Below are 24,331 nucleotides of genomic sequence, written 5' to 3' on the forward strand. Positions count from 1 at the left end.
AAACGACTTAGATTCGGCCTGTCTCTTCGGTCACCTGCCGCAACCAATCGCTGACGTGTTGGTCCAAACCATCGGGCGGACAACGCCAAGTCCAATTGCCCGCCGCTTGACCGGGGACGTTCATGCGGGCATCGCTACCAAGCCCCAAGACATCCTGCATCGGCAGGATTGCAGTGTCGGAGCGCGATGCCAAAACAGCCCGGATCAACGCATGGTGCGGATTGGGATCATCGCGGTGAACCACTTCGTCTAACAGCGGATCCTCGTGCCGCTCCTGCCGACGCTGGTGATACCACCCCATGACGGTATCGTTGTCGTGGGTCCCGGTATAAGCAACGCTCTGCTCGGGATAAGCGACCGGACGATGATAGGGATCGTCGTAGCTGTCGAAGCCAAACTGGAACACTCGCATCCCCGGAAACTCCAGCTGGTCGCGCAGCTGATGGACTTCGTCGGTGATCATGCCCAGGTCCTCCGCGATAATCGCAAGCGGCCCTAGCGCGGCGCGGGCGGCGCGGAACGGGCCATCCATTGGTCCAGGCATCCAGACACCATCGACCGCAGTCTCGGCATCGGCGGGAACTTCCCAATAGGCCTCGAAGGCGCGGAAGTGATCGATCCGTAACAAATCGAAATAACAGAACGCCGACTGCAAGCGATCGATCCACCATTCGTAGCCGTGATCTTTCATCGCGTCCCATCGGTACAGCGGATTGCCCCACAACTGTCCCGTAGCCGAGAAATAATCGGGCGGAACACCAGCGACGACGTAACGCTTGCCCGCTTCGTCCAAGTGGAATAGATCCTGGTGCGCCCAGACATCGGCGCTATCGTAGGCGACAAAAATCGGCATGTCGCCAAAAATGCGGACACCATGTTCGCCGGCGTAGCTCTTCAAAGCCTGCCACTGCAGCATGAACAAGAACTGCAGATACTTTGCAAATTCGATTGGCTGGGCCAGTTCGCGATCCCAGTGCTCCAACGCACCCTCGCGCCGCAGCACCAGATCTCGATCGGGCCATTGGCTCCAATCGCCGATCCCAAAATGATCGGTCAGCGCTTTGTAGCGAGCAAAATCGACCAACCAAGCTTGGTTCATCGCGCAGAACGAAGCGAAGCCATCGCGAAGCGAATCGCCGACCGGCGACTGGAAACGCTCGAACGAAGTCTTCAGCAATTCCATCCGTCGATTGTTCACCGCCCCGTAATCGATCGGACCTTTCGCAGCATGCAGCGATTGCACCTCTTCGGCTGTCAACAAACCGCGACGCTGCAGATCGGTTGGGCTGATCAACAGCGGATTGGCGGCGAAAGCGGAATAGCAGCTGTAGGGAGAGTTCTCGGCAGCCGACGGGCCCAACGGCAGCAACTGCCACAACGTCTGCCCCGATCGCTGCAGGAAATCGATGAAGCGATACGCCCCCTCGCCGAGATCGCCGATGCCAAATTCATTGTCCAGGCTGGTGATGTGCAGCAGGATTCCGGAAGAGCGAGGTAGTTGCATGAGAACTTAGGGGGCATGCGTATTATTGGCAAATATCAATCCATTGCGACTTGCAGTTGTCGCCGCCCGGCGAACTCAAAAGCTGGTGGTTTACAGCGTTCAAGTTTGCCGACAATCAGCAATGTAGCGATTAATCCTACCGAGAATCTTGCTCTTCCACTATGGGCGATCCGCTATCACTGAAAAAAGCCAATGGCAATTTCCACGCCCATGAACATAGGGGCTTTGGGTCGGGTTTGCGGGCCCCAAAGCGGCGACTTCGGCTCCCCGTTGCAGTGGATTTCAGCGGAGGGCGGCCACAGAAGAGCGTTCCCGGGGCGAGATTGGAAGCAAACCGTAACGCGATGAAAATCAGACAGCCGGCGTGACACAGCGGATCACAAAACCGACACCTCGCATCGCTTGGGTACTTAGAGTCCGCGGGCTTCGTTCCAAGCGTTCTTTTGATTTTCAACGTCCGCCGATTCGCTGATCTTCTGCCAATCCGCCTTGGTCTGGGCGAGCGCTTCCTCTGCGGTCATCGATCCATCGAGAGCCTTTAATACCGCAGCGTTCAGCGCCGCCAGATATTCATCGGCGTGGGGAATCCGCAGCGGCGGATGCGCCAAGGTGCTCGAGAGGCTTGTTTGCGCAAGCCGATCGTATTGACCGGTGGCTGCCGATTGCATCCCGCTGTTTTCGATCGAGCCCAGTTCATCCCGAGCGACCGAAACGTGTGGACTGACACGTCGCAGCACCGAATGCCCTTCGGTTGTCATCCAGGTCGCCAGGTTCCGCGCGGCCGATGATTGCCGGCAAGCCGAAGAGATGGCGACGACCAATCCCGATCCCGACAACAGCGACCGCGGCGGAATCGACCCGTCGTTGGGATGCCATTTTCCCAAGTAGACCTCCGCCGCGACCGGGGCATCGAAAATCCGCACCGACGCGTCGTCGCCAGCTTCTACCGATGCGATCGGCCAACCGATCGCTAGCTTCAAATCGCCAGCGACGATCTGCTGCCAAACCTCTTCTGCCGTCAACAGCTTCTCGGGATAGTGCTTTCGCGCGTCGACCAACTGTTGTAACGCGCGGACATACGGTGGCTGATCGATCACCGGTTCAAAGCTGTCCCCTTCGAACAACCATGGCGTCACCGCTGCCGCGGCGGCGCGTCGCAGAAAGGCGGTTGCCGCCGCGCCGTCGGCCAACGCTTCGGCCGCTTGCGGCTTGTCGCCACCAAGCGTCTCAACGAGCGCACCGTATTGTTCATAGGTCAGCGTCTGGTCCGATTCCACCTCCGCCACGTCATCGCGCACCAACGTCATGGCGACGGGAGATCCGAGCGACAATCCGTAGATCGAATCGCCCCAACGCGTTTGCGTTTCTCGCAACTGAGGCAGGAAGTGCTGGTACTGCAGCGATTCGTCGGTGAGATATTTCTCTGGCAACGAAGTGATCAAGCCGGCTTTGACCGCCGTCCCCAACATCCGCGCCGGCATCACGATCAAGTCGTTGTTGGCTGCCACGTCGGCGAGTTCCTGTTCGCCGACAACGGTCGCCTGCAGCGGTTGCTCGGAAACGCCCTGCCATCCGGTCTCGATCCGGCGGGCAAACTCTTCGGATTCGTAGATCGCCACCCGCAACGGGACTGTCGACGCCGCCTTAGGCTGGCTGTCGGATTCAACCTCCGCAGGCTTGGAATCACATCCCCACAACAACAGGGTCGGCAGCAGGCATAAAACGGAGCAAAGGAATCGCATGAGGACTGGTCTTGGGGTTCGTAAACGAAACGCAAAACGCGACGCGACCCCAGCGGGCCTGTCGCACGGGAAAACGGCAACCTGTCGTGGCAGGTACAACGTAACAAAGCTACGCATTATAGTATCGCTCGGTTCACTGCCGTCGATCGGGCATTACGGGAACCCCAGACAACCTTTCCTCACCCACAGCGGGACAATGTGATGGCTTATTATCTCGGGATCGATGTCGGCACCAGCGGGACAAAGTCTTTGTTAATCGATGCGGCGGGGAAGGTGCTGGCTGAAGCGGTCGCCGAATACCCGATGCATCAGCCCAAGCCGGGCTGGACCGAACAGGATCCCGAGGATTGGTGGCAGGCGACGGTGGCGACGGTTCGCAAAGTCGTTCGCAAAGCGAAGGCGAAACCGGCCGACGTGCGAGCGATCGGGCTGAGCGGCCAGATGCACGGATCGGTCTTCTTGGACGCAAAAAACAAAGTCGTCCGGCCGGCGCTGCTGTGGAACGATCAACGGACCGTCGCCGAATGCGATGAGATCACTCAACGTGCCGGCGGCCGCAAGGCGCTCATTAAGATGGTCGCCAATCCCGCGTTGACCGGCTTCACCGCTCCGAAGATTTTGTGGCTGCGAAATAACGAACCGCGGAAATTCGACAAGGTCCGCAAAGTCCTGTTGCCCAAGGACGAGATCCGCCGACGACTGACAGGCGAATTCGCCGGCGACATGAGCGATTCGAGCGGCACATTGTTGTTGGACGTTGTGAAACGCCAATGGAGCAAGAAGCTGCTCTCCAAACTGGAACTCGATCCCGATCTGTTGCCACCGGTTTTTGAATCCGAACAGGTCACCGGTCAACTGACCGCGGCGGTCGCCGAGGAATTGGGGCTGAGCACCGATTGCAAAGTTGTCGCCGGAGCGGGGGACTGCGCCGCCGGAGCGATCGGCAACGGGGTCGTCGAGCGCGGCGTCTTGAGCACGTCGATCGGAACCTCGGGCGTGATGTTCGTTCACAGCGACCAACCCGAATACGATGCCGATGGACGACTGCACACCTTCTGCCACGCCGTCCATGGCCAATGGCACATGATGGGCGTGAATCTGACCAGCGGCGGATCGCTGCAATGGTGGATCGACAACGTCGTCCAAGGACTGGCGGGAATTCCGAAAGGGAAACGCTACGAAGCGGCAACAGCCGAAGCGGCCGAGATCGCTGCGGGAAGCGGCGGCTTGAGTTTCTTGCCTTACCTGAACGGCGAGCGAACGCCGCACGCCGATCCCTCGGCGCGGGGCGCCTTCGTCGGACTGAACCTCACCCACACGCGAGCTCACATGACGCGCGCGGTCATGGAAGGGGTCGTCTTTGCGATGCGAGACAGTCTCGAAATCATCCGCTCGCTGAACGTTCCGGTCGATCAAATCCGAGTCAGCGGCGGCGGGTCGAAGAATCCGCTGTGGAAACAGATGCAGGCGGACATCTTCGGCCAGAACGTCGTCACGCTCAACGCGGAACAAGGGCCGGCCTACGGCGTCGCGCTGTTGGCCGCAGTCGGCGATGGGGCTTACGATTCGATCGGCGAAGCTTGCAAAGCGACGATCCAGGTGAAGGAGCAGACCAAGGTCGATCGCAAAGCAGCGGCGACGATGGACGCTCTGTTCCCGATCTACCAGGATCTCTACGTCGCATTAAAAGACTCCTTTCAGAAGATCGCATCGTTGCAGTAGATTGAACGTCGACGATCGACGGCGATCGTCAAACGCCCCAATCGCCAACGGATACGATCCGCCAATGCCCCCATCCAGCAGCCACTTTGACGACGCGGGCAACGCGAGGATGGTCGACATCACCGACAAAGCGATCACGGTTCGGACCGCGGTCGCGGAGGTCAGCGTGCGGATGCAGCCCGAAACGCTGCAACAAGTTCGCGAGCGAAGTTTGAAAAAGGGAGACGTGTTGGCCGTCGCCCGGTTGGCGGCGATTAGCGGCAGCAAGGTGACGTCGACGCTGATCCCTCTTTGCCATGCGATTCCGATCGAAGCTGTCGCTGTCGATTTTCAGTTTGAAGATTCGGCGACGCTCGTCTGCCGATCGACGGTCAAAACGACAGCTCGAACCGGCGTCGAGATGGAAGCGATGACCGCCTGTAGCGTGGCGGCGCTGACCGTCTACGACATGTGCAAATCGATCGACCGTGGGATCGAGATCGACGGCTTAAAGTTGCTTCATAAGTCGGGCGGAAAAAGCGGCGACTTCGATCGCGACACGCGCGAAGACAGCCGATAAGTCGATGTCTTGGATCTGGTTAAGCATCCTGTCGGCCCTCTTCTTGGGACTCTACGAGATCGCAAAAAAATCGGCGGTGCGCGGCAATGCCGTTCCGCCAGTGCTGCTGCTCAGCACATCGACCGCCGCGATTCTGTGGCTCCCTTGGATCGTGCTGTCGCAAGTTGCTCCCGACGCGATCCCTAACGAAGCGTTTCGCGTGACGACGCTTGGCCTGCACGAGCACCTGTATCTGTTTTGCAAATCGGTGCTGGCCGGCACCTCTTGGATCTTTGCCTTCTTTGCGCTGAAGCACCTCCCGTTGTCGATCGCGTCGCCGATCCGGGCGACCAGCCCGTTGTGGACGATTGCGATTGCGACGCTGTGGATGGGCGAAAGGCCCAGCGTGCAGCAGTGGGTTGGCGTGGCGATCGTGCTGGCCGCCTTCTACGCCTTCTCGTTCGTAGGCCTTCGCGAAGGGATCCGCTTCGATCGCAATCGCTGGGTCGGATGCATGATCGTGGCGACGCTGTTGGGTGCGTTGAGCGCGTTGTACGACAAATATCTGCTACAGCGCGTCGGATTCGATCCGTCGACGGTGCAGGCTTGGTTTTCGATCTACTTGGTCGCCGTGATGACGCCGCTGTGCCTGTATTGGTGGTTTCGGGAGCGAACGAAGTCGCCGTTCCATTGGCGGTGGCAGATCCCCGCAATCGCGATCGGTTTGCTGATCGCCGACTTCTTGTATTTCACCGCGATCGCCCAGCCGGACGCTCTGATTTCGGTGATCTCACCGCTCCGCCGATCCTCGATCTTGATCGCCTTTGCCGCCGGAATCTTGATGTTTGGCGAGGTGAATTGGCGCGCCAAAGCGGTTTGCATCGGCGGTCTGCTGGCGGGCGTCTTCCTACTCAGTTGGTGAACCGGCTGGCTCGAGCGAAGCTTTTCCGAGCAAAACGCCCCGAATGTCCAACAAGTTTCACAACGAATTCTTTGTTAGCCGTTTTACGATCTCCCCCGCCTTGCCTAGAATAGACCAACCTCCGCATCCTCGACGAAGGGGGGTTGCGCGAACGATTTCCCACCTCACCTCCCATTCAAATAACATCCTTTCGTGGCGGCGTAGCTTGTTTATGAAGACCCGATCCAATCGAACAAGTGCATCCGGGCGGCGGCGAAACCGGCGTTTGCTGATCGAAAGCTTGACGCAACGGCAACTGCTGGCCGTCGATCTGGCGCCCCTTGAATTGGAAACGCCACTGCACGACAACCAACTCGTCAGCCAGCCGCTGCATTCCGAAACATACGCCGAAGGAGAAGCGGCTCCCGATCTTGTCGCGTTTGCCAAAGCACTCTCCGACGACGGAGTCGAGTTCTTCGGAGCGGCATGGTGCGATCTCTGCACCGAGCAGAGGAATCTGTTCGAAGACGGGCAGAACTATCTGCCGTTCATCGAAGTGACCACCCCCGATCACAGCCTCAACGCGACCGGCACCGACGAAGAGATCTCCATTTTCCCGACTTGGCGATTCCAAGACGGCACCGAAGTCGAAGGCATGCTGTCGCTGGCCGACATCTCTCAACACAGTGGAATCGCAATTCCGCAGGGAGAAACTCCCAGCTTTGTTCCCGTTGGGAATCAAATTGTCGGCGTGGGATCACCGCTACATATCCCGATCGACGCTTACGATCCCGATGGGCAACCGCTTACCGTGACGGTGACCAGTTCGGATCCGAGCCTGTTGGAGGCGTCGGTGATCAGCGGCAACCGCAGCTTGCGGCTGCAGATCGCCGACTACGGCGAGATGGTCTTCGAGTTGTACCAGCAGCGGGCCGAGCGGCCGACGTCGCGGATCATCGAGTTGACCGAAGCCGGATTTTACGACGGGCTCACGTTCCATCGGATCTTGGACGATTTTGTCTTGCAGGCTGGTGATCCCACAGCGACGGGGATAGGCGGTTCGCACCTAGGCGCTTTCGACGATCAATTCCACGAGGAACTACAGCACAACGCGACGGGCGTGCTGTCCTACGCCAAGTCGAGCGATGACACCAACGACTCGCAGTTCTTTATCACCGAACGGGACTCGCGACACCTCGATTTCAACCACTCCGTCTTCGGTCAGTTGGTCGAAGGAGAAGCGGTTCGCGAAGCGATCAGTGAGGTGCCGACCGACGGCAACGGCCGCCTGACCACTGAGTTCGCCAACGCTTTTGGACAGATCACAATCGAAACGGCGTCGATCTTCACGGACGACGAAAACTCGGTGATCATGCTCAAGCCGACCGGCAGCGGCACCGGGCCTGTAGATGTCACGATCACGGTCACCGACAGCGACGGCAATCAAACGACGCAAGTGATCTCGACAACGGTTACTGCCGACAACCAATTGAACTCAAATGCGAAACCGTTTTTGGGCGAATTGAATGGCGTCGCGACAACCTCCGGGCAACCGGTGTCGATTCAATTGACCAGCAGCGATATCGAAGGGGATGCGGTCGCTTACAACGCGTTTAACATCGGCATTGTTGAATACGCGATGACGGTGAACCAATCGTCGGGCGAGGTCACGGTGACGCCACCCGCAGATTTTGTCGGTACGTTTGAAGTTCAAGTGGGCGTCAAAGCAGCCAGCAGCCCAGCGCTGTATGCCGATTCGACAGCCTTCGACCTGCAGCGAATCCTTGTGACCGTGTTGCCGCCTTACTTACAGGGGCTTGAGTTGGACGCGGCCAGCGACACCGGTGCCAGCAGCACCGACGACGTGACAGCCGCCACATCGGCATCATTCACCGTCACGGGAACCGAACCGGGCGCAACGGTCGAACTGATGATCGGCGAGGACGTGATCGGCAGCACCGTTGCCGAGGGAGCAAGCGTTTCATTTGCAGATGTCGATCTGTCGGGACAAGCCGACGGCGAGGTTTCGCTGCAAGTGCGTCAGACGTTTGATACCGTTGTCACGACACTCGAATCTCCGCTGGTGATCACTTTGGATCGCAGCGTTCCTTCGCAATCGAACCAGGTGCTCAGCGCGGGTGCTCTGGCCACGCGGCCGTTTGTGCTGGACATCGATCACGCCGAAGAAGGAAACGGTTTGGCGTACAGTCTGATCGCCGCGCCGGCAGGCACGACGCTCGATCCCACAACCGGCCGGCTTCAATGGACACCTGGCTCCACCGATGTCGGAACCCAAGCGGTCGACATCCGTTACACCGACTTGGCCGGGAACACGTTTGATGAAACGCTGTCGATCGATGTCGCAGGCACACCGCAAGCGATCTTCCATCTGGGTGTCACCGACATCGCAGGAACTCCGATCGACCAAGTCGTTGTGGGGGATGAATTCCTGATAACCGTTCACGTTGCCGACAATCGAGTGTTCACCTCACGGCACGTTTTCTCCGCTTATCTCGATCTGATTTTCGATTCGTCGCACGCGGTCCCGGTCGGTGGCGATGCGATCGCGTTTGGGCCGACGTTTAACTATTCGACCGACGGATCGATCAGTGGCAACTTGGTCGACGAACTCGGCGGTGTGGCGGACGTCTTCGATATTCGCAACGCTTTGGTGGCGACGATCCGGATGCAAGCTGTCACGCCCGGTTTGTTCACTGCCGTCGGAAGTGCCCCCGAGGGAATCGGTCACGAGCTGTTGATGGTCGATTCCCCCATCCCAGTCCCTGTCGAAGCTATCGATTTCGGGCGTGTGGAGATCGTGGTCGCCAAGCAGCCGCAACCGATGCAGGTCGACTTCTCCAGCAGCATCGTCGCCGATCCGGCGCGAGACAATGTATCGAACCTAACGATCACCACCGACACGACGGGACTTGTCGATATCTGGGCCGACTTCAACCGCAACGGCAGCTTCAACGATCCGGGCGAACTGATCGTCAGCGATTTCTCTATCGCCAATCGAACGGCGATGGTGCCATTCACGATCCCTGCGGGGACGCTCGGTGGCGATATCGATGTTGTTTACGGAATCTCCGCCGATGGAAACCTTTCGCTTTCCGATGGCGACCGATTGAGCGGCATTTCCGTTGTCGATGGCGCGACAGCCAGTCCGTTTGTCGTTCATCTGGACGGTCAAACAATCGCTGTCACCGCGACACCCGACGGCGAATTGTTAGTCGAACAGGATGGCGTTACGCTGTTCCGAGCTACGGGAGCATCGTCGCTGGCATTGGTTCACGGCGACGGGGACAGCCAATGGACGATCGGCGATCTCTCGTCGACGCTCCCCGGTGATGCGGCGCTGGCGATCTCAGCTGGCGGCGGCATCGATACGCTGACCACCGCAGGACTCGACCGCGCGCTCGACCTCTCCGGCAGCGAGCACCTGTTTTCGGGTATCGAAGCGATATCGATCGAGGATGCCAGCCAATTGACGCTCGATCTCGACGGCTTTACGAAACTTGGTCCCAGCGACGACCGATTGGATATCACGATTCCCGACCTCGATGCACTGCGTCTGCTGGGCCAATGGGAGATCGAATCGACCGAAACGCTTCCTGCCGGGCTGCTCCGCAATTTGATCTCCGGCGATGCCACGATCGGTTTAATGGGCGGTCACTTCTGGACCAACCCATCGGATCCGCTGGACGTCAACGGATCGGGAACTGTCGAACCGATCGACGCGTTAAATATTTTGAATGAGTTGACGCTGCGGCGATACATCGACGAAGAGACCAACATCTTGCCGGAACTAGCAGCGTTGACAGCCTTCCCAGGCCGATTCTACGACACCAATCGCGACGGGCGACTGACGCCGATCGACGCATTGCGAGTCATCAACCGGCTTTCGATCATCTCGCTGGCGGGCGAGCAATTCAGCCAACCGACCGATGCGGCTGCCTTTGCGATTCCACCGACGTTTGCAATTGATCACTCGGGGCACGACGACGAAGACGACGAACTGGAAGCTCAACAGGTCGACGCCTACTTCTCATGACAGTCTCCCCCAACATGCGATCGGTCGCTGTAACCGATCGAGCGATCGAAGCGGCATGTGAATTCCTAGCCGCAGGCGAACTCGTCGGCGTGCCGACGGAGACTGTCTATGGATTGGCGGCCAATGCGTTAGACGAATCGGCGGTTCGCAAGATCTTCGCCGCCAAAGGGCGTCCAGACAACAATCCGTTAATCGTCCATCTACCCGATGTCGCGGCGATGCGACAAGTCGTCCGCTGGCCGCTGGATCCGGTCGTGATGGATCAATTCGAAGCGATCGCCGATCTCTGGCCAGGGCCGCTGACGATTGTGCTGCCCCGATCCGAACGCTTGCCCGATGTGGTCACTGCGGGGCAATCGACGGTGGCGGTTCGGATTCCCAGCCATCCCGTGATGCAGCAATTGCTTCGGCGCAGCGGTCTGCCGCTGGCCGCTCCCAGTGCGAACCGATCGAAATACGTCAGCCCCACGACGGCGCAACACGTTGTCGACGGATTGGGCGATCGCGTCTCGATGGTCTTGGATGGCGGAGCTTGCACGATTGGATTGGAATCGACGATCGTGGCGTTGGGGGAACAACCGCGGTTGCTGCGACCGGGGGCGATCACAGCGGAGACGCTTGCCACGCGATGGCACGTTCCCGTCGAATCGCTACTGCCGGTCGACCAGCGTCCCGTCGTCCTGGAAGCGCCTGGCATGATGCTTCAGCACTATTCGCCTCGAACGCCGCTGTTGTTTGCCGATCCATCCGCCTCGGTTCCCGCTGGCCGCGTGGGCCGGATCGCCTTCGCGCCGTTAGCGCCCGACGAAAGTAAAATCTTTGCCATCGTCCGAGTACTCAGCGACACGGGGGATTTGAATCGCGTCGGCCAACACTTGTTTGCCGCGATGCGGGAACTCGACGCGATGGGGCTCGATGCGATCGTGACCGATACCTGTGCGGCTGAAGGAGTTGGCCGCGCGATCATGGATCGGCTGAAACGGGCCGCTTGTCGCGAATAACCTCCGCCACCGGTTTGCATTAGAATATCGGCGAGGTCTCTGCTTTTTATGGTTCAACGACGCGACAAGACGACGATCGATTACATCGTGATCGCACTCAACCCTGCGTTGATCGTGTCGATGATCGCCAGCCTCGTTTACTTCCTCACGCTGTGCATGTATCGCGGCGATTTTATCGCCCGGATCAACTACATCCTGTTCCTGTTTATCGTGGCAGCCGTCGGGATCGCGCGGATCGCGATCGAAGAGGGACGAGGCAGAGCGATGGCGTTTGCGTTGGGTCTGGGCGCCGCGACGCTGCTGTCGACGATGCGTTTCGTCGGCGAAGGGATGCTGATGGTCGTGGGCCTGCTGACCGTGATCTGGTACCTGGCCGATCGAATCACGATCGATTGCACGTTGATCGACGAACAATCCGATGCCAGCGGCGAGGGGCTGATGCAGGGCGGGCTGTTCGGCGGTGCCGCCAAACAGGAGAGCGACGTCTCGTTGGATGGCACGACACAAAGCCTGACCGAGCACCGCGATAACGATCAAGCCGCCACCGGCACCAACGATCCGCAGCGGCCCCGCGGCAAGAAGCGCGGCCACCGACCTGGGATGTGGATTTTGTACCTGGCGTTCGCGGCAATCCCGCTGTACGGACTTGGCCAAGTTCTGTTGCCCGGCGACACCGCAACGCGCGATTCGGCGCTGAGAAGCTTGGCGATCTATCTTGCCAGCTCGCTGTTGCTGTTGGTCACAACCAGCTTCTTGGGGATGCGTCGCTATCTGCGGCAGCGTGGAGTCGACATGCCGGCCGGGATCAGCATCCGCTGGCTAGGATTTGGAGCCGCCTTGGTCGCCGGCCTGCTGATGCTCTGCTTCCTACTGCCAAAACCCGGCCAACTGCTGGCATCCCTGGAACTCCCCTCCTCGGTCAGCTCGCCCGAAGGACTGCAATCGAACAAGCAGGGCTGGGGCGACGAAGGAGTCGAGAAGGGAAAGCCGGAAGATGCGAGAGGAGGCGAAGGAGAGCAGGGAAGCGGCGGTGAGAAGTCGGGCGGCGAGAAGTCCGGAGGTGAGAAGTCCGGAGGTGAGAAGTCCGGAGGCGAGAAGTCCGGAGGCGAGAAGTCCGGAGGCGAGAAGTCCGGAGGCGAGAAGTCTGGTGGCGAGAAGTCCGGTGGTGAAAAGTCTGGCGGTGAGAAGTCCGGTGGCGAGAAGTCAGACTCCGGCGGCGAGTCGGCCGACGATTCGCAGGCGGCTTCCGATGGCAGCGATCCGAAATCGGAATCGGACGCTGGCGAGCCTCGCGATCAGCAAGGGAACTCCGCTTCGGAACCTCCTCCCCCACCGCCAAGCGATGGTTGGAAGATGCCCAACTTTTTGTCGAAGCTCTCGGAACTGCTGCGGTTCCTCATCTTTGCCCTCCTCGCCGGGATCGTCGCCTTTTACGCAATGCGTCACTGGGACGAGATCGTCGGCTGGCTGCGGGAGCTATTTAACGGTTGGGGAGGAAACGATGCGACCGAACCACCACCGGAAACGGCAAAAGCGATTGCTCCTCCGGCTCCGCCGCGTCCCTTTTCGGCTTACGCCAACCCATTGGACGATGCCTCGATCTCGATGGAGCGAGCCGTTGTGGTCTCCTTCAATGCGTTAAACGCTTGGGCTCGAGAGCACGATTGTCCGCGGCCCGATCAGTTGACTCCGACCGAGTTCACGCAGTTGTTAGGAGGGCGTTTCCCGGAACAAGCCCGCAACATCATGCTGACGGCAGAGATGTACAACGTGGTCGTCTACGGGAATCGGAACGTCAACCCGGCGCATCGCAAGACGCTGCAATCGCTCTGGTCGTTTATGCAGCAACCAGCGTCACGCCCAGCGGCGCGGCCCGGGCCTCCAAAAGTTAATCGATAATTAACCTGCGATCCGACTCGAAAAAGCCCCGTCCCGCACGACGCCAGCCGCCAAACGGTTCCGAAAGCCCCAAGTGTTCCTCAGCGAACCGTTTGTCTACATTAGAAGGACAATAGGCCCGCCGCGGTCGCGTTGGCGGAAGCGGTGGGACTCATGGTGATTTTCAAGATCGCCGCCGGACCAACAGTCGTGGGAACGTGATGAATCAACAATCGAGAGCCGGAAGCAAGTAGGGTTGCAATCTTGGGTATGCTGCGTGCGCTGTGGAAGGCATTGTTGATTGCCGGGCTGATCGGTTTGCTGCTGGGCGGAATCACGATCGCATCGGTACCGCTGGAGTATCGCAGCCAGCTGGCGATCCGCTTTGCTGTCGCTTATGGCGTGATCGCTACCTTGGTTTCGATCTGGCTGGTTCAGCGGTCGACGCGTCACACGAAAGCCGAAAGCGATCTGATGTGGTGGGCCAACGATTTGGCCAACGGAGACCTAGCGTCGCGCGTGCGGACTCCCATGTTCAGCGGCGAACAAGCTCAACTGCTGCAACACCTCAATCGACTGCAAGAGTCGACGCGCGGCCAGATCGAACAATTGCAAGCCGATCGTCGCCGCAGTTTTATGGTGTTGGCTCACATGGTCGAAGGGATCGTCGCGATCGACGACGAACGCCGTGTCCTGCTGGTCAACGAAGCCGCCTGCCGTTTCTTGAAACTGAACAAAGAAACCACCGTCGGCCGCAAGTTGCTGGAAGTGATCCGGGTGCCGGAAGTCACCAATCTGGTCAACCAGACATTAAGCACCAACGAAGATTCCGAGGTCGAACTTCAATCGACCGACATGCGACAACTGTTGGTTAAATCGAGCACACTTCCATCGGAATCGCGGCGTGGCGTCCTGTTGACGATTCACGACCAAACCCAGCTGAAGCAGCTCGAAGCGATGCGGCGCGAGTTCGTCGCCAACGTATCGCATGAACTGAAGACTCCTTTGGCGGCGGTAAAAGGTTACGCCGAGACGTTGCAATTAGGTGCGATCGACGACAAAGAAATCGCGCCTCATTTCGTCGACCAAATCCTCTCGCAAGCCGATCGACTGGAACGCTTGATCGCCGACATGATGCACCTGGCCCGAGCTCAAGACCGCTCGCAACCCGCCGCCCCCGTCGACGTGCTGGTCTTCCCGGTGATCCAGGAATGCTGCGAAACCTACCAACCGGTTGCCGCTCAGAAGGAGATCGAACTGATTTTGGAACCGTTCGATGAAGCGTGCACGATCTTGGGCGAACGCGAAGCGCTGCTTACGGTCGTCAACAATTTGGTCGGCAACGCCCTGCGATACACTCAGGTTGGCGGGCACGTTCGCGTCAGCTGTCAGCCCGGCGAGGAACAGGTTTCGATCGCGGTGACCGATGATGGCCTGGGAATTCCCCACGAGGATCAGGAACGGATTTTCGAGCGGTTCTATCGCGTCGAAAAGGCTCGCGACCAGCAATACGGCGGCACCGGGCTCGGTTTGGCGATCGTCAAGAACATCGTTCAGTCGTTTGGCGGTTCGATGCGGCTGCAAAGCGAACCGGGAAAAGGTTCGACTTTCGAAGCCGTCCTCCCCTGCTCTCCCGCGACCGTCCCGTTGCAGACCGCGAAGTCCGTCTAAGCCTGCTCAATTCGCGACAAACGACTTCTATGTTGAATCGGGCGACGTTATCATCGTGTGAAGAGAGGGCCTCACGCCCCTTGTGAGGATCCAATTCAACGAAGATTATCTGCTTGGAGACTGTCGATGCGCTCGCGTTTTACTACCGGTGGCTTGTGCTTTCTATTGGGGCTGTGCTGTTCATTGTCGACAGCAAACGAGACGCCCGACCTGCCGGTGCTGGGCAAACGCGACGGTGCCAAACCTCGCAACGTCGTATTCATCCTGACCGACGACCATCGCTACGACGCGATGGGTTTCATGGGGCATCCGTTTCTCGAGACGCCGCATCTGGATTCGATTGCATCCCAAGGCGTCCATCTAAAAAATGCGTTTGTGACGACCTCGCTGTGCTCACCAAGCCGAGCTTCGATCCTGACCGGCTTGTACACGCACAAGCATCGCGTGATCGACAACAACCGAACCGTCCCGGCGGGAACGCGATTCTTCCCGCAATATCTACAGCAAGCCGATTATTCGACAGCCTTTGTCGGCAAGTGGCACATGGGTGGCGAACACGATGATCCGCGACCAGGTTTCGATCATTGGATCAGCTTTCGCGGTCAAGGAAACTACCTGTCCCCCAATCCCAAATACACGCTGAACGTCAACGGCAAACGGGTCAAACAGAAGGGCTACATCACCGACGAACTTACCGATTACGCGGTCGATTGGCTGAAGCAACAACAGGGTTCCGAAAAGCCCTTCTTTTTGTATCTGTCGCATAAAGCAGTCCATTCGAACTTCACGCCGGCGGAACGACATGCGGGGCGATATGCCGATGCAGACCTGAGTTTCCTGCCTCGTGGCAAGGAGATTTCGGCGGCGAACAACGCGCCGCGTTGGGTCCGCGATCAACGCAACAGCTGGCACGGAATCGACTTCTCCTACCACAGCGACAACGGATTGGATTACCTGTACCGACGCTATTGCGAATCGGTCCTGGCAGTCGACGACAGCGTCGGCCGCGTGATGGATCAACTGAAGGCGATGGGACTGTACGATTCAACGCTGGTGATCTACATGGGCGACAACGGTTTCATGTGGGGCGAACACGGTCTAATCGACAAACGCGTCGCCTATGAAGAATCGATCCGCGTCCCGATGGTGATGCAATGTCCCGATCTCTATGAAGGTGGGAAGGTCGTCGATTCGGTGATCGGCAACATCGATGTCGGGCCGACGATCCTGCATGCCGCCGGACTGGAGACGCCGGAATACATGGACGGCCAGAGTTTCCTCGAACTGCCGAACAAGCCCGAGATGGATTGGCGAAAGTACTTCTTGTACGTCTACTACTGGGAAAAGAACTTTCCCCAATCGCCGACTCAATTTGCGTTGCGGGGCGACCAATACAAATACATCACCTACTACGGACTGTGGGATGTCGACGAACTGTACGATCTGAAAGCCGATCCGGGGGAAACGAAGAACCTGATCAACGATCCCGCGCTAAAATCGGTTGCCAAGGCGATGGAGAATCGCCTGTATGAGATGCTGGGCGATGCTGGCGGGATGGACATCCCGATGAACCAGCCGCGTGGCCGCTCGCAAAACAAACGCTGGGCGGAACGGGGTGGTCACGAAGCTGCCGATTTCCCCGCGGCGATCGTCGTCGACCAGCCGCTCAATCGCGAAGCGAAGTGATCCGCGTGAAGCGTTAGCACGGGACACGTCCCAATGAAGTTAGTGCCGCGGCGCCGGATTACGGCGTCGCTTTCTTTTGCGCCGCACGCGTCGGCGCCACCGCCCATTCGCATGTTGCGTTTTTCCGACACACGTTCCGCAAAGACATCGTGCCGGGCTGCTCTTTGGCAACGCGGGCCCGCTTGCGAATCCAAGAAACCGAGGTTTGATGGGTGAAAACCGTGGTGTGGCCAACTTTGGCCCCCCTTTTGCTTACCGAGTGCAACACCGCTGAGGTCGTTCGATTGCGTCCTCACGCCACCACCACTTCGGACACAGGCTTAGCATCGTGATGCAAAAATCTCCAACCGCCACGGCGAAACAGCGTTCATGGATTAAGCGCGCCGCCGCGCTGCTCCCTCGATCCACCCGCCCCGGCAAACACGATAACCTCGCTCGCGACCGACACGACTTTTCTGTCGAGACGATGGAACCGTTGATCGTGCTTTCGGCCAGCAGCATCTGCGGAGCAGCGATTTCCGAATTAGTTCACCCCGCCGAACCGCAGGGCTACGAATGCCAACCGGTTGCAGATTTTGCGGATTGCAAACCAACCGCTGCCAGTTGCGACGTGGATCTTTCACCGCACAACCCGACTGACTTCACAGACAGTTGCGGCGACACACAAGACGATCTGTTCGATCCGCTGCCGCCGGACGCAAGCGAAGATCAAACGCCGCGTGAGGACCACGCCTCCGGCAGCCAGCTGGCAAGCCGGTTAGTGCAAGATATCGAAGCGTTGCTGCGAGATTTCAAACATGAGCTGAGCGACTCGGGGACCACAAACGACATCCAACTGGTGCTGGCGCCAACGATCAACATCAACGGCAACAACAACCACTTTACGCTCAACCTGACCGTTGATCTTTCGGGCGTGCAGATAACGCAAACCGACGGCCAGTATGGCAACCCGGCGATGCCAACAACTCCATCGGATCCGCCGATCGTCGATGATCCGATCGTCGAATTCAACGACGACTTCCGCACGATCGATGGGACTCAAAACAATCTGCAACACGACAGCGGCTTTGGAGCGACAGGCAGCCAACTGCTTCGGCTCGCCCCGGCCGATTACGGCGACGACTACAACACTCCCGCCGGATCGGATCGTCCCAGCGCACGAACGATCAGCAATCTGGTGAACGACCAGGTGACGGATCTGCCCAACGATCGTGACATCACCGACTTTCTGTGGGTTTGGGGCCAGTTCATCGATCACGACATCGACCTGAGCGAAGCGGACTCGGGGGAAACGCTCCCAATTGCGATCCCGCAAGGCGATCCGTTTTTTGATCCCGATGGCAGCGGAACGGCGATGATGCCTCTTGATCGTTCCGGATATCTACTGGATGCCGATGGCGTACGCCAACAATACAACGCGATCACATCGTACATCGACGCGTCGCAGATCTACGGTTCCGATGCGGAAACCGAAACGCGATTGCGATCCTTTGCCGGTGGCCAGTTGACCATGCCCGACCAGTTGTTGCAGATGGAAGCCGACGCGCATGGCCAGTTGGGGTTTTATTCGGGCGACGTTCGTGTCGGTGAGAACATCGCACTGACCTCGATGCATACGCTGTTCTCTCGCGAACACAACCGGATCGCAACGGAACTGGCGGCCAGCGAATACCAAGGTCACGACCTGAGCGATGCGGCGGTCGACGAGGAGATCTTCCAACGAGCCCGCGCGATCGTGGGGGCTGAACTGCAACACATCACGTATGACGAGTTCCTTCCCACGCTGCTTGGCGAAAACGCCTTAGACGCCTACGCGGGATACGACGCGATGGTCGATCCATCGATCGCCACCGAGTTCTCGACTGCCGCGTTCCGGTTTGGACACACGACACTATCCCCCGAACTGCTGCGTTTGGATCCGGACGGAAATGAGATCGCCGCCGGGAACGTCTCTCTGCGAGACGCTTTCTTCTCTGCCGACACGCTGCTGGAAAGCGGCATCGCCCCCATCCTGCAAGGCGCCGCGGCTCAGGTAAGCCAGACGATCGATCCGTATGTGATCGACGACGTCCGCAACTTCCTATTTAGCGCTCCAGGCCAAGGCGGCTTGGACTTGGCTTCGCTGAACATCCAACGCGGCCGCGATCATGGACTGTCCAGCTACAACGACACGCGGGAAGCGCTGGGGCTAGGACGGATCGACTGTTTCGAACAGATCAGCAGCGACGACGAAGTGATCGCTCGACTTCAATCGGCTTACGAAAGCGTCGACGACATCGATCTGTGGGTTGGTGGGCTGTCGGAAGATCACGTCGCCGACGGGAACCTCGGCGAGACCTTCCGCACCATCATCGTCGACCAATTCGAACGCTTACGTGACGGTGATCGCTATTGGTATGAAAACGCACTGTCGGCAACTGATCTGGCGATGGTGAAAGATACACAGTTGAGCGACATTATCCGCCGCAACACCACCGCCGACACGGTGCAGGACAACGTCTTTGTATTGCCCTCGAGCGGCACCACCTATGCGTAGCACCCACCGCCGGCGGTGCTAGCGAACAACAAAAAAAGCCAGGCGAACCGCACGGTTCGCCTGGCTTGCTGAATTTCAAAGTGTTCGAAATCGAACTCGTCGTCACGGGGTTACTTGTGAACCGAATGGCAGGCTTTGCAGTTTGCCGCCTTCTTCAACATACCCGCTGCGTTTGCATCGCCTTCGACAGCAGCCTTGGAAGCTTTGACCAACGCTTCGGTCTTGGTCTTCCAACTCTCGGCATCACCCTTCTTTGGTGTCGCCTTCGCCATCGCAACCATCATCTCGTGCAACTTGGCTTTCTCTTCGTCGGTTGCTTCACCGCCAGCAACCTTCTTGATCAAAGGACCTTTGAAGCAGGTCTTCATACATTCCTTGATCGAATGCTTGGGCTCGGCATCTTCGGCAACGGCCGACAACGACAAAGCCGCGCTGATTCCAACAAGTCCCAATACGGCAATCATTCGCATCTGTTTTTCTCCAAAGACGATCGTCAATTTGAAACGAGGAAGGGAGTATTCTAGTAGCGGCCAGAGCGCAACGGAATCGAGACCGCCACAAAATCCGCGAATCGCGAGAGCACCTCGCCACACCTCGCTTAACAACGTGTACCTACGACAAGCAGCGACGCGTTTCGCGCCAAGACATTATTGTCGCACCGCCACATCTACTAGCGAGTTTGGCACAAGAAACACCCATCTGACCTAGTACCGAGCAAAAAAACATGCAAGTTTTTTTAGCTACTGATGACGCACCATGCTAGCGGCGTGAGACTCCTCAAAAGCCTTACGCCCTGAGTTTTCGGCAGTTTTGGAGAAACCGACCCGGCGCAATATTTCGCCTCAGAGGTCGGGATGGACTCAATTCACTGAGCGGCATTACCGAAATGTTTGACAGTCTCGTGTCGGCTGTGTTACATTATTCGATTGTATAGCCAGAAGACCTAGACCTGCCGCTATCCCACCTAAAAATACCAACCGCAAGTTTGACAGATGTTAGGCGGTGGTATCACACCTTAAATCGGCAACGTGTTGGACCACATCCAGCGTGGAACTGGCCAACACTCAACGTAACCAAACTACTCGCTCGATATGGAATCAGCAGTGGTTTGTAATGCTCGATCGTACCAAATCGCCAGGAGTTTCTTGAGATGTTTAAGTGTCAAGGTAACGCAATCAGTCGACGTGGATTTGTTGCCGCTGGAGCCCTGGGTGGCTTAGGGCTTAGCCTTCCTCAACTGCTGTCGATGCAGCAAGCTCGCGCCGACATGAAGCACTACGACTTCATCGAAGCCAAAGCGCAAAGCGTGATCCACATCTTCTTGCCTGGTGGTATCGCCCAACAAGAGTCGTTCGATCCCAAGCCATACAGCCCGATCGAATTTCGCGGCGAGATGAAGACCGTGAAGACCAACACGGGCGAAGTCTTCTCCGAATCGATGAAGGAAGTCGCTGGCATCGCGGACAAGGTCTGCGTGATCCGATCGATGACTCACGGCGAAGCGGCTCACGAACGTGGCACGCACAACATGTTCACCGGATACAAGCCCAGCCCAGCGTTGGTCTTCCCAAGCTTCGGCAGCGTGGTCAGCCATGAATATGGCCCCCGCAACAACTTGCCACCCTACGTTTGCATTCCCAACCAACCGAACGAATTCGCTGGCAGCGGCTACCTGAGCAGCTCGTACGGCCCGTTTGCACTGGGTGCCGATCCTGCCAGCAAGAACTTCAAGGTTCGCGATCTGGATCTTTATAAGGGTGCTGATGGGGAACGCTTCGCACGTCGCCAATCGGCGTTGGAAGTTGTCAACCAGAAGTTCGGATCGCTAACCAGCGCCGACAACGTCGGAGCGATGAGCACCTTCTACGACCGTGCTTACAGCCTGCTGGGCAGCGAAGAAGCCAAGACTGCTTTTGACTTGGACAAAGAAGATGCCAAGATGAAAGCGGCCTACGGCGAGAACACCGCTGGCATGCGGATGCTGATGGCTCGTCGCCTGGTCGAAGCGGGTTGCCGCTTGGTCACGCTGACATACGGCGGTTGGGACATGCACTCCAACCTCACTGCCGGCATGAAACGATCGACACCGCCGTTGGATCACGCGTTGACACAATTGATCAAGGACCTGGAACAACGTGGCATGCTCGATTCGACGCTTGTCATGGTGACCACCGAATTCGGTCGTACGCCTAAGATCAACAAGGATGCTGGCCGCGATCACTATCCAAAGGTCTTCAGCGTGATGCTGGCCGGCGGTGGAATCAAGGGCGGCACGGTCTACGGAGCGTCCAACGCAACCGCGTCGGAACCTGAGTTTGATCCCGTGACTCCCGAAGACTTGGCGACCACGATGTATCACCAATTGGGAATCGTCGCTGACAAGGAATTGATGGCACCCGGCGACCGTCCGATGGAAATCGTCGATGGTGGCAAGGTCATCAAGGATATTTTGGCTTAGCCCAACGGCCCGCAGCGATTATGATTGAGAATCGCTGCTGCCAAGAACATTCGCTCGCCCGTCGGGGAAACCTGCGGGCGAGCCCTTCCAGCTCCGCGTAACTCTCCCTCCCACCTTTCGCCCGAGCAACCGATTGCCATGCATCGCACCCGCTATCAGACTGCTGCTGAACGTCGAATGAGCTCTTCCCTTTTGGCCCCGCGACGGCTCGCGCTGTCGACTCTGGTGCTGTTCCTCCTCGCCAGTGTTGCCACCGCCGCTCAACCCCGTCTGACCGGATCGATCCCGCGCGGTATCCAACGCGGCACAACACAAAAGGTCATCTTCACTGGCGCCCGGATCAAAGACGGTCGCCAGTTGTTGTTCGACATCCCCGGGATCAACGTCCTGTCGGTGACTCCGGTCGACAACAGCAAGGTCGAAGCGGAACTCGAGGTTCCAGCCGACACGCCTCCCGGCCTGTATCCCGTTCGCCTGGTGACCGAAACCGACGTCAGCGACATGATCATGTTTGCTGTTGGTGCGATGCCCAACGTCGATGAAGTCGAACCGAACAGCGAATTCGAAACGCCTCAGGTGATCGAAAAGAACGTCACCATCGAGGGCAAGATCGCCACCGAAGACGTCGACTACTTTGCCGTCGACCTGAAAAAGGGAGACCGCCTGACAGCCGAAGTCGAAGGGACTCGTCTGCGTCGGGGCCGTGGCGACCCCTTCTTCGATCCGTACGTTGCGATTCTCAACAGCGAACGATTTGAACTCGCCTTCAGCGACGATGCACCACTGTTGCAACAAGACAGCGTCTGTTCGATCACTGCTCCCGAAGACGGCCGCTACATCGTGATGGTCCGCGACAGCTCGTTCGGCGGACGCAACGATCCCTATCGCCTGCACATCGGCGGTTACCCAAGACCTATCGCCGTTGTACCGGCCGGTGGTGCTCCGGGTGAACTGATCGACGCGACCTTCATCGCGATCGACGGCCAACAATGGACCGAATCGATCCAATTGCCAAGCGAACCGATGGAGTCTTATCCATTGGTGGTTACCAACGAACACGGCACCAGCCCTTCGCCAAACTATGTCCGCGTCCAACCGCAGGGCAACGTTGTCGAACAAGAACCAAACAACTCGTTTAAAGAGTCGACGCCCGGTGCTTTGCCAGCTGCGTTTTGTGGCATCCTGGCAGAACCAGGCGACAACGATTACTTCAGCTTTGAAGCCAAGAAGGACCAAACCGTCAGCATTCGATTGTTCTCGCGCAACGTCTTGCGTTCGGAACTCGATGGCGTGATCAACATCTACAACGCCAAGGGCGGCCGTGTCGGTGGCAACGATGATTCCGGAGGCCCCGACAGTTTCTTGGAATACAAGATCCCAGCCGATGGCGTTTACCACGTTCGCGTCAGCGATCACCTAGGTGGCGGCGGCCCCGGTTATGCCTACCGTGTGGAAACACGTCTGGCTGCTGCCGAACTAACTTTGACGCTTCCCGATCGCAAGCGATACGAAGCGACGATGATCGCAGTACCGCAAGGCAACCGATCCGCAGTAATGCTGAACGCAACTCGCAAAGGCTTCGGCGGCGCGATCGACATCGAAGCGTTGAACCTGCCGGCCGGAGTCACCGCGACGCCAATTCAAATGCCAGCCAACCGGACCACCGTTCCGTTGCTGCTGACCGCCACCGCGGACGCCCCAATGGACGGCCGTTTGGTCAACTTGGTCGGCAAAGTTGACGGCCGCGATGACGTCGTGTCGCGGTTCGATCAACAACATCAAATCGTGGGTGGTCGAAACAACGCAGTCCCCTTCGAATACCGCTCCGATCGCGCGGCGATCGCCGTCACGAAAAAGTCGCCCTGCACGATCGCAATCGTCCAACCGCAGGTTCCCGTCGTTCGAAACGGATCGATGGAACTGACCGTCACGATCGACCGCGGCGGATACGACGCCGATGTCGCCGTACGCCTGCTGTACAACCCGCCGGGAATTGGATCCAGCGGAAGCATCAAGATCCCCAAGGGGAGCAACGAAGCCAAAATTCCGATCACTGCCAACTCATCGGCTGCGATCGGCGACTGGCCAGTCATCGCCTATGCAATCATCAGCGATGGAAACGGTTCGTACGAAATCGCTTCGGAACCGATCACGCTGACCATCGAAGACAAAATCTTCACCTTTGGGTTCCCCAAGACATCGGCTGAACTTGGCGCTGATGCCAACGTATTGGTCGACGTCGAAATCGGGCGTCCTTTCGAAGGCAAGTGCGAAGTCGAACTGGTCGGCATCCCCGCCGGTGTCAGCTGTGAAAAAACGAAACTTGAAATCACCAACGACACCGAACAAGTCGTCTACTCCGTGAAGGTCGACGAAAAGGCTCGCGTTGGCCAGCACAAGTCGCTTGTCGCTCGTGCGAGGATCGTCAGCGATAAGGGTGTGATCACGCAGACTCAAGGAACTGGGAGTCTGCAGGTCGACAAACCGCTGCCAGCACCGGTTGCCAAACCGGCGGCGAAAAAGGAAGCGGCTCCAGCCAAAAAACCGGCAGCACCGAAACCAGCGGCAGCCAAGCCACTGAGCCGTTTGGAACAATTGCGATTGATGCGTGAGGAAGCTCGAGCGGGCAACTAAGTTAAC

14 protein-coding genes are annotated in these 24,331 nt (G+C 58.3%); 11 read left to right on the top strand and 3 right to left on the bottom strand.

The features are described from left to right. Window positions 1–7: 7 nt before the first annotated feature. Together malQ and CA51_RS17490 are read right to left on the bottom strand one after the other, a co-directional pair. Window positions 8–1,504, bottom strand: a complete 1,497-nt coding sequence (gene malQ, locus CA51_RS17485) for a 4-alpha-glucanotransferase (RefSeq protein WP_145122510.1) — start codon at window positions 1,502–1,504, stop codon at window positions 8–10. 410 nt (window positions 1,505–1,914) lie between these two features. Beyond that, complete coding sequence (locus CA51_RS17490) at window positions 1,915–3,246, bottom strand: type 2 periplasmic-binding domain-containing protein (RefSeq protein ID WP_145122511.1); 1,332 nt, start codon at window positions 3,244–3,246, stop codon at window positions 1,915–1,917. 201 nt (window positions 3,247–3,447) lie between these two features. On the opposite strand from CA51_RS17490, the gene xylB reads away from it, so the two are divergent. The 9 genes from xylB to CA51_RS17535 all read left to right on the top strand — a co-directional run bounded on the left by xylB (window position 3,448) and on the right by CA51_RS17535 (window position 19,233). After that, on the top strand, window positions 3,448–4,968 hold the full coding sequence (gene xylB, locus CA51_RS17495) for a xylulokinase (RefSeq protein ID WP_145122512.1): 1,521 nt from the start codon (window positions 3,448–3,450) through the stop codon (window positions 4,966–4,968). A 64-nt stretch (window positions 4,969–5,032) separates the two neighbouring features. Further along, the gene (gene moaC, locus CA51_RS17500) at window positions 5,033–5,527 is read left to right on the top strand and encodes a cyclic pyranopterin monophosphate synthase MoaC (protein WP_145122513.1); all 495 of its coding nucleotides are present in this window, start codon (window positions 5,033–5,035) and stop codon (window positions 5,525–5,527) included. A 4-nt stretch (window positions 5,528–5,531) separates the two neighbouring features. Beyond that, window positions 5,532–6,428, top strand: a complete 897-nt coding sequence (locus tag CA51_RS17505; RefSeq protein ID WP_145122514.1) for a DMT family transporter — start codon at window positions 5,532–5,534, stop codon at window positions 6,426–6,428. Window positions 6,429–6,708: 280 nt separating this feature from the next. After that, window positions 6,709–10,461: a peptidylprolyl isomerase gene (locus tag CA51_RS17510; protein WP_197451262.1), complete on the top strand. Its 3,753-nt coding sequence runs from the start codon at window positions 6,709–6,711 to the stop codon at window positions 10,459–10,461. Beyond that, window positions 10,458–11,462, top strand: a complete 1,005-nt coding sequence (locus tag CA51_RS17515; protein ID WP_145122516.1) for an L-threonylcarbamoyladenylate synthase — start codon at window positions 10,458–10,460, stop codon at window positions 11,460–11,462. Before CA51_RS17510 ends, CA51_RS17515 begins: the two co-directional genes overlap by 4 nt. Before the next feature lie 48 nt (window positions 11,463–11,510). After that, window positions 11,511–13,361 (top strand): DUF4129 domain-containing protein, encoded by a 1,851-nt coding sequence (locus tag CA51_RS17520; RefSeq protein WP_145122517.1) that lies wholly within the window; start codon window positions 11,511–11,513, stop codon window positions 13,359–13,361. Window positions 13,362–13,610: 249 nt separating this feature from the next. Next, window positions 13,611–15,011, top strand: a complete 1,401-nt coding sequence (locus CA51_RS17525) for a sensor histidine kinase (protein ID WP_145122518.1) — start codon at window positions 13,611–13,613, stop codon at window positions 15,009–15,011. Between the two features lie 126 nt (window positions 15,012–15,137). Next, window positions 15,138–16,697, top strand: coding sequence for a sulfatase family protein (locus tag CA51_RS17530; RefSeq protein WP_145122519.1), 1,560 nt, complete (start codon window positions 15,138–15,140; stop codon window positions 16,695–16,697). A gap of 331 nt (window positions 16,698–17,028) precedes the next feature. After that, window positions 17,029–19,233 (top strand): peroxidase family protein, encoded by a 2,205-nt coding sequence (locus CA51_RS17535; RefSeq protein WP_145122520.1) that lies wholly within the window; start codon window positions 17,029–17,031, stop codon window positions 19,231–19,233. Between the two features lie 110 nt (window positions 19,234–19,343). Here CA51_RS17535 and CA51_RS17540 read toward each other — a convergent pair whose 3' ends face one another. Continuing rightward, on the bottom strand, window positions 19,344–19,703 hold the full coding sequence (locus CA51_RS17540) for a hypothetical protein (protein WP_145122521.1): 360 nt from the start codon (window positions 19,701–19,703) through the stop codon (window positions 19,344–19,346). 680 nt (window positions 19,704–20,383) lie between these two features. On the opposite strand from CA51_RS17540, the gene CA51_RS17545 reads away from it, so the two are divergent. Together CA51_RS17545 and CA51_RS17550 are read left to right on the top strand one after the other, a co-directional pair. Then, window positions 20,384–21,691 (top strand): DUF1501 domain-containing protein, encoded by a 1,308-nt coding sequence (locus tag CA51_RS17545; RefSeq protein ID WP_145122522.1) that lies wholly within the window; start codon window positions 20,384–20,386, stop codon window positions 21,689–21,691. Window positions 21,692–21,868: 177 nt separating this feature from the next. Continuing rightward, a complete protein-coding gene (locus tag CA51_RS17550; RefSeq protein WP_197451263.1) occupies window positions 21,869–24,325 on the top strand; it encodes a PPC domain-containing protein in 2,457 nt (818 codons plus the stop codon). Window positions 24,326–24,331: the final 6 nt, after the last annotated feature.

Source organism: Rosistilla oblonga (assembly GCF_007751715.1).
Taxonomy (GTDB): domain Bacteria; phylum Planctomycetota; class Planctomycetia; order Pirellulales; family Pirellulaceae; genus Rosistilla; species Rosistilla oblonga.

Bases quoted from the DNA above. Each gene is read 5' to 3' on its own strand.
- xylB (WP_145122512.1), top strand. From the start codon at position 3,448: ATGGCTTATTATCTCGGGATCGATGTCGGCACCAGCGGGACAAAGTCT.
- CA51_RS17520 (WP_145122517.1), top strand. From the start codon at position 11,511: ATGGTTCAACGACGCGACAAGACGACGATCGATTACATCGTGATCGCA.
- CA51_RS17550 (WP_197451263.1), top strand. From the start codon at position 21,869: ATGAGCTCTTCCCTTTTGGCCCCGCGACGGCTCGCGCTGTCGACTCTG.
- CA51_RS17530 (WP_145122519.1), top strand. From the start codon at position 15,138: ATGCGCTCGCGTTTTACTACCGGTGGCTTGTGCTTTCTATTGGGGCTG.
- CA51_RS17505 (WP_145122514.1), top strand. From the start codon at position 5,532: ATGTCTTGGATCTGGTTAAGCATCCTGTCGGCCCTCTTCTTGGGACTC.
- CA51_RS17490 (WP_145122511.1), bottom strand. From the start codon at position 3,246: ATGCGATTCCTTTGCTCCGTTTTATGCCTGCTGCCGACCCTGTTGTTG.
- malQ (WP_145122510.1), bottom strand. From the start codon at position 1,504: ATGCAACTACCTCGCTCTTCCGGAATCCTGCTGCACATCACCAGCCTG.
- CA51_RS17535 (WP_145122520.1), top strand. From the start codon at position 17,029: ATGCAAAAATCTCCAACCGCCACGGCGAAACAGCGTTCATGGATTAAG.
- CA51_RS17545 (WP_145122522.1), top strand. From the start codon at position 20,384: ATGTTTAAGTGTCAAGGTAACGCAATCAGTCGACGTGGATTTGTTGCC.
- CA51_RS17525 (WP_145122518.1), top strand. From the start codon at position 13,611: ATGCTGCGTGCGCTGTGGAAGGCATTGTTGATTGCCGGGCTGATCGGT.
- moaC (WP_145122513.1), top strand. From the start codon at position 5,033: ATGCCCCCATCCAGCAGCCACTTTGACGACGCGGGCAACGCGAGGATG.
- CA51_RS17540 (WP_145122521.1), bottom strand. From the start codon at position 19,703: ATGCGAATGATTGCCGTATTGGGACTTGTTGGAATCAGCGCGGCTTTG.
- CA51_RS17515 (WP_145122516.1), top strand. From the start codon at position 10,458: ATGACAGTCTCCCCCAACATGCGATCGGTCGCTGTAACCGATCGAGCG.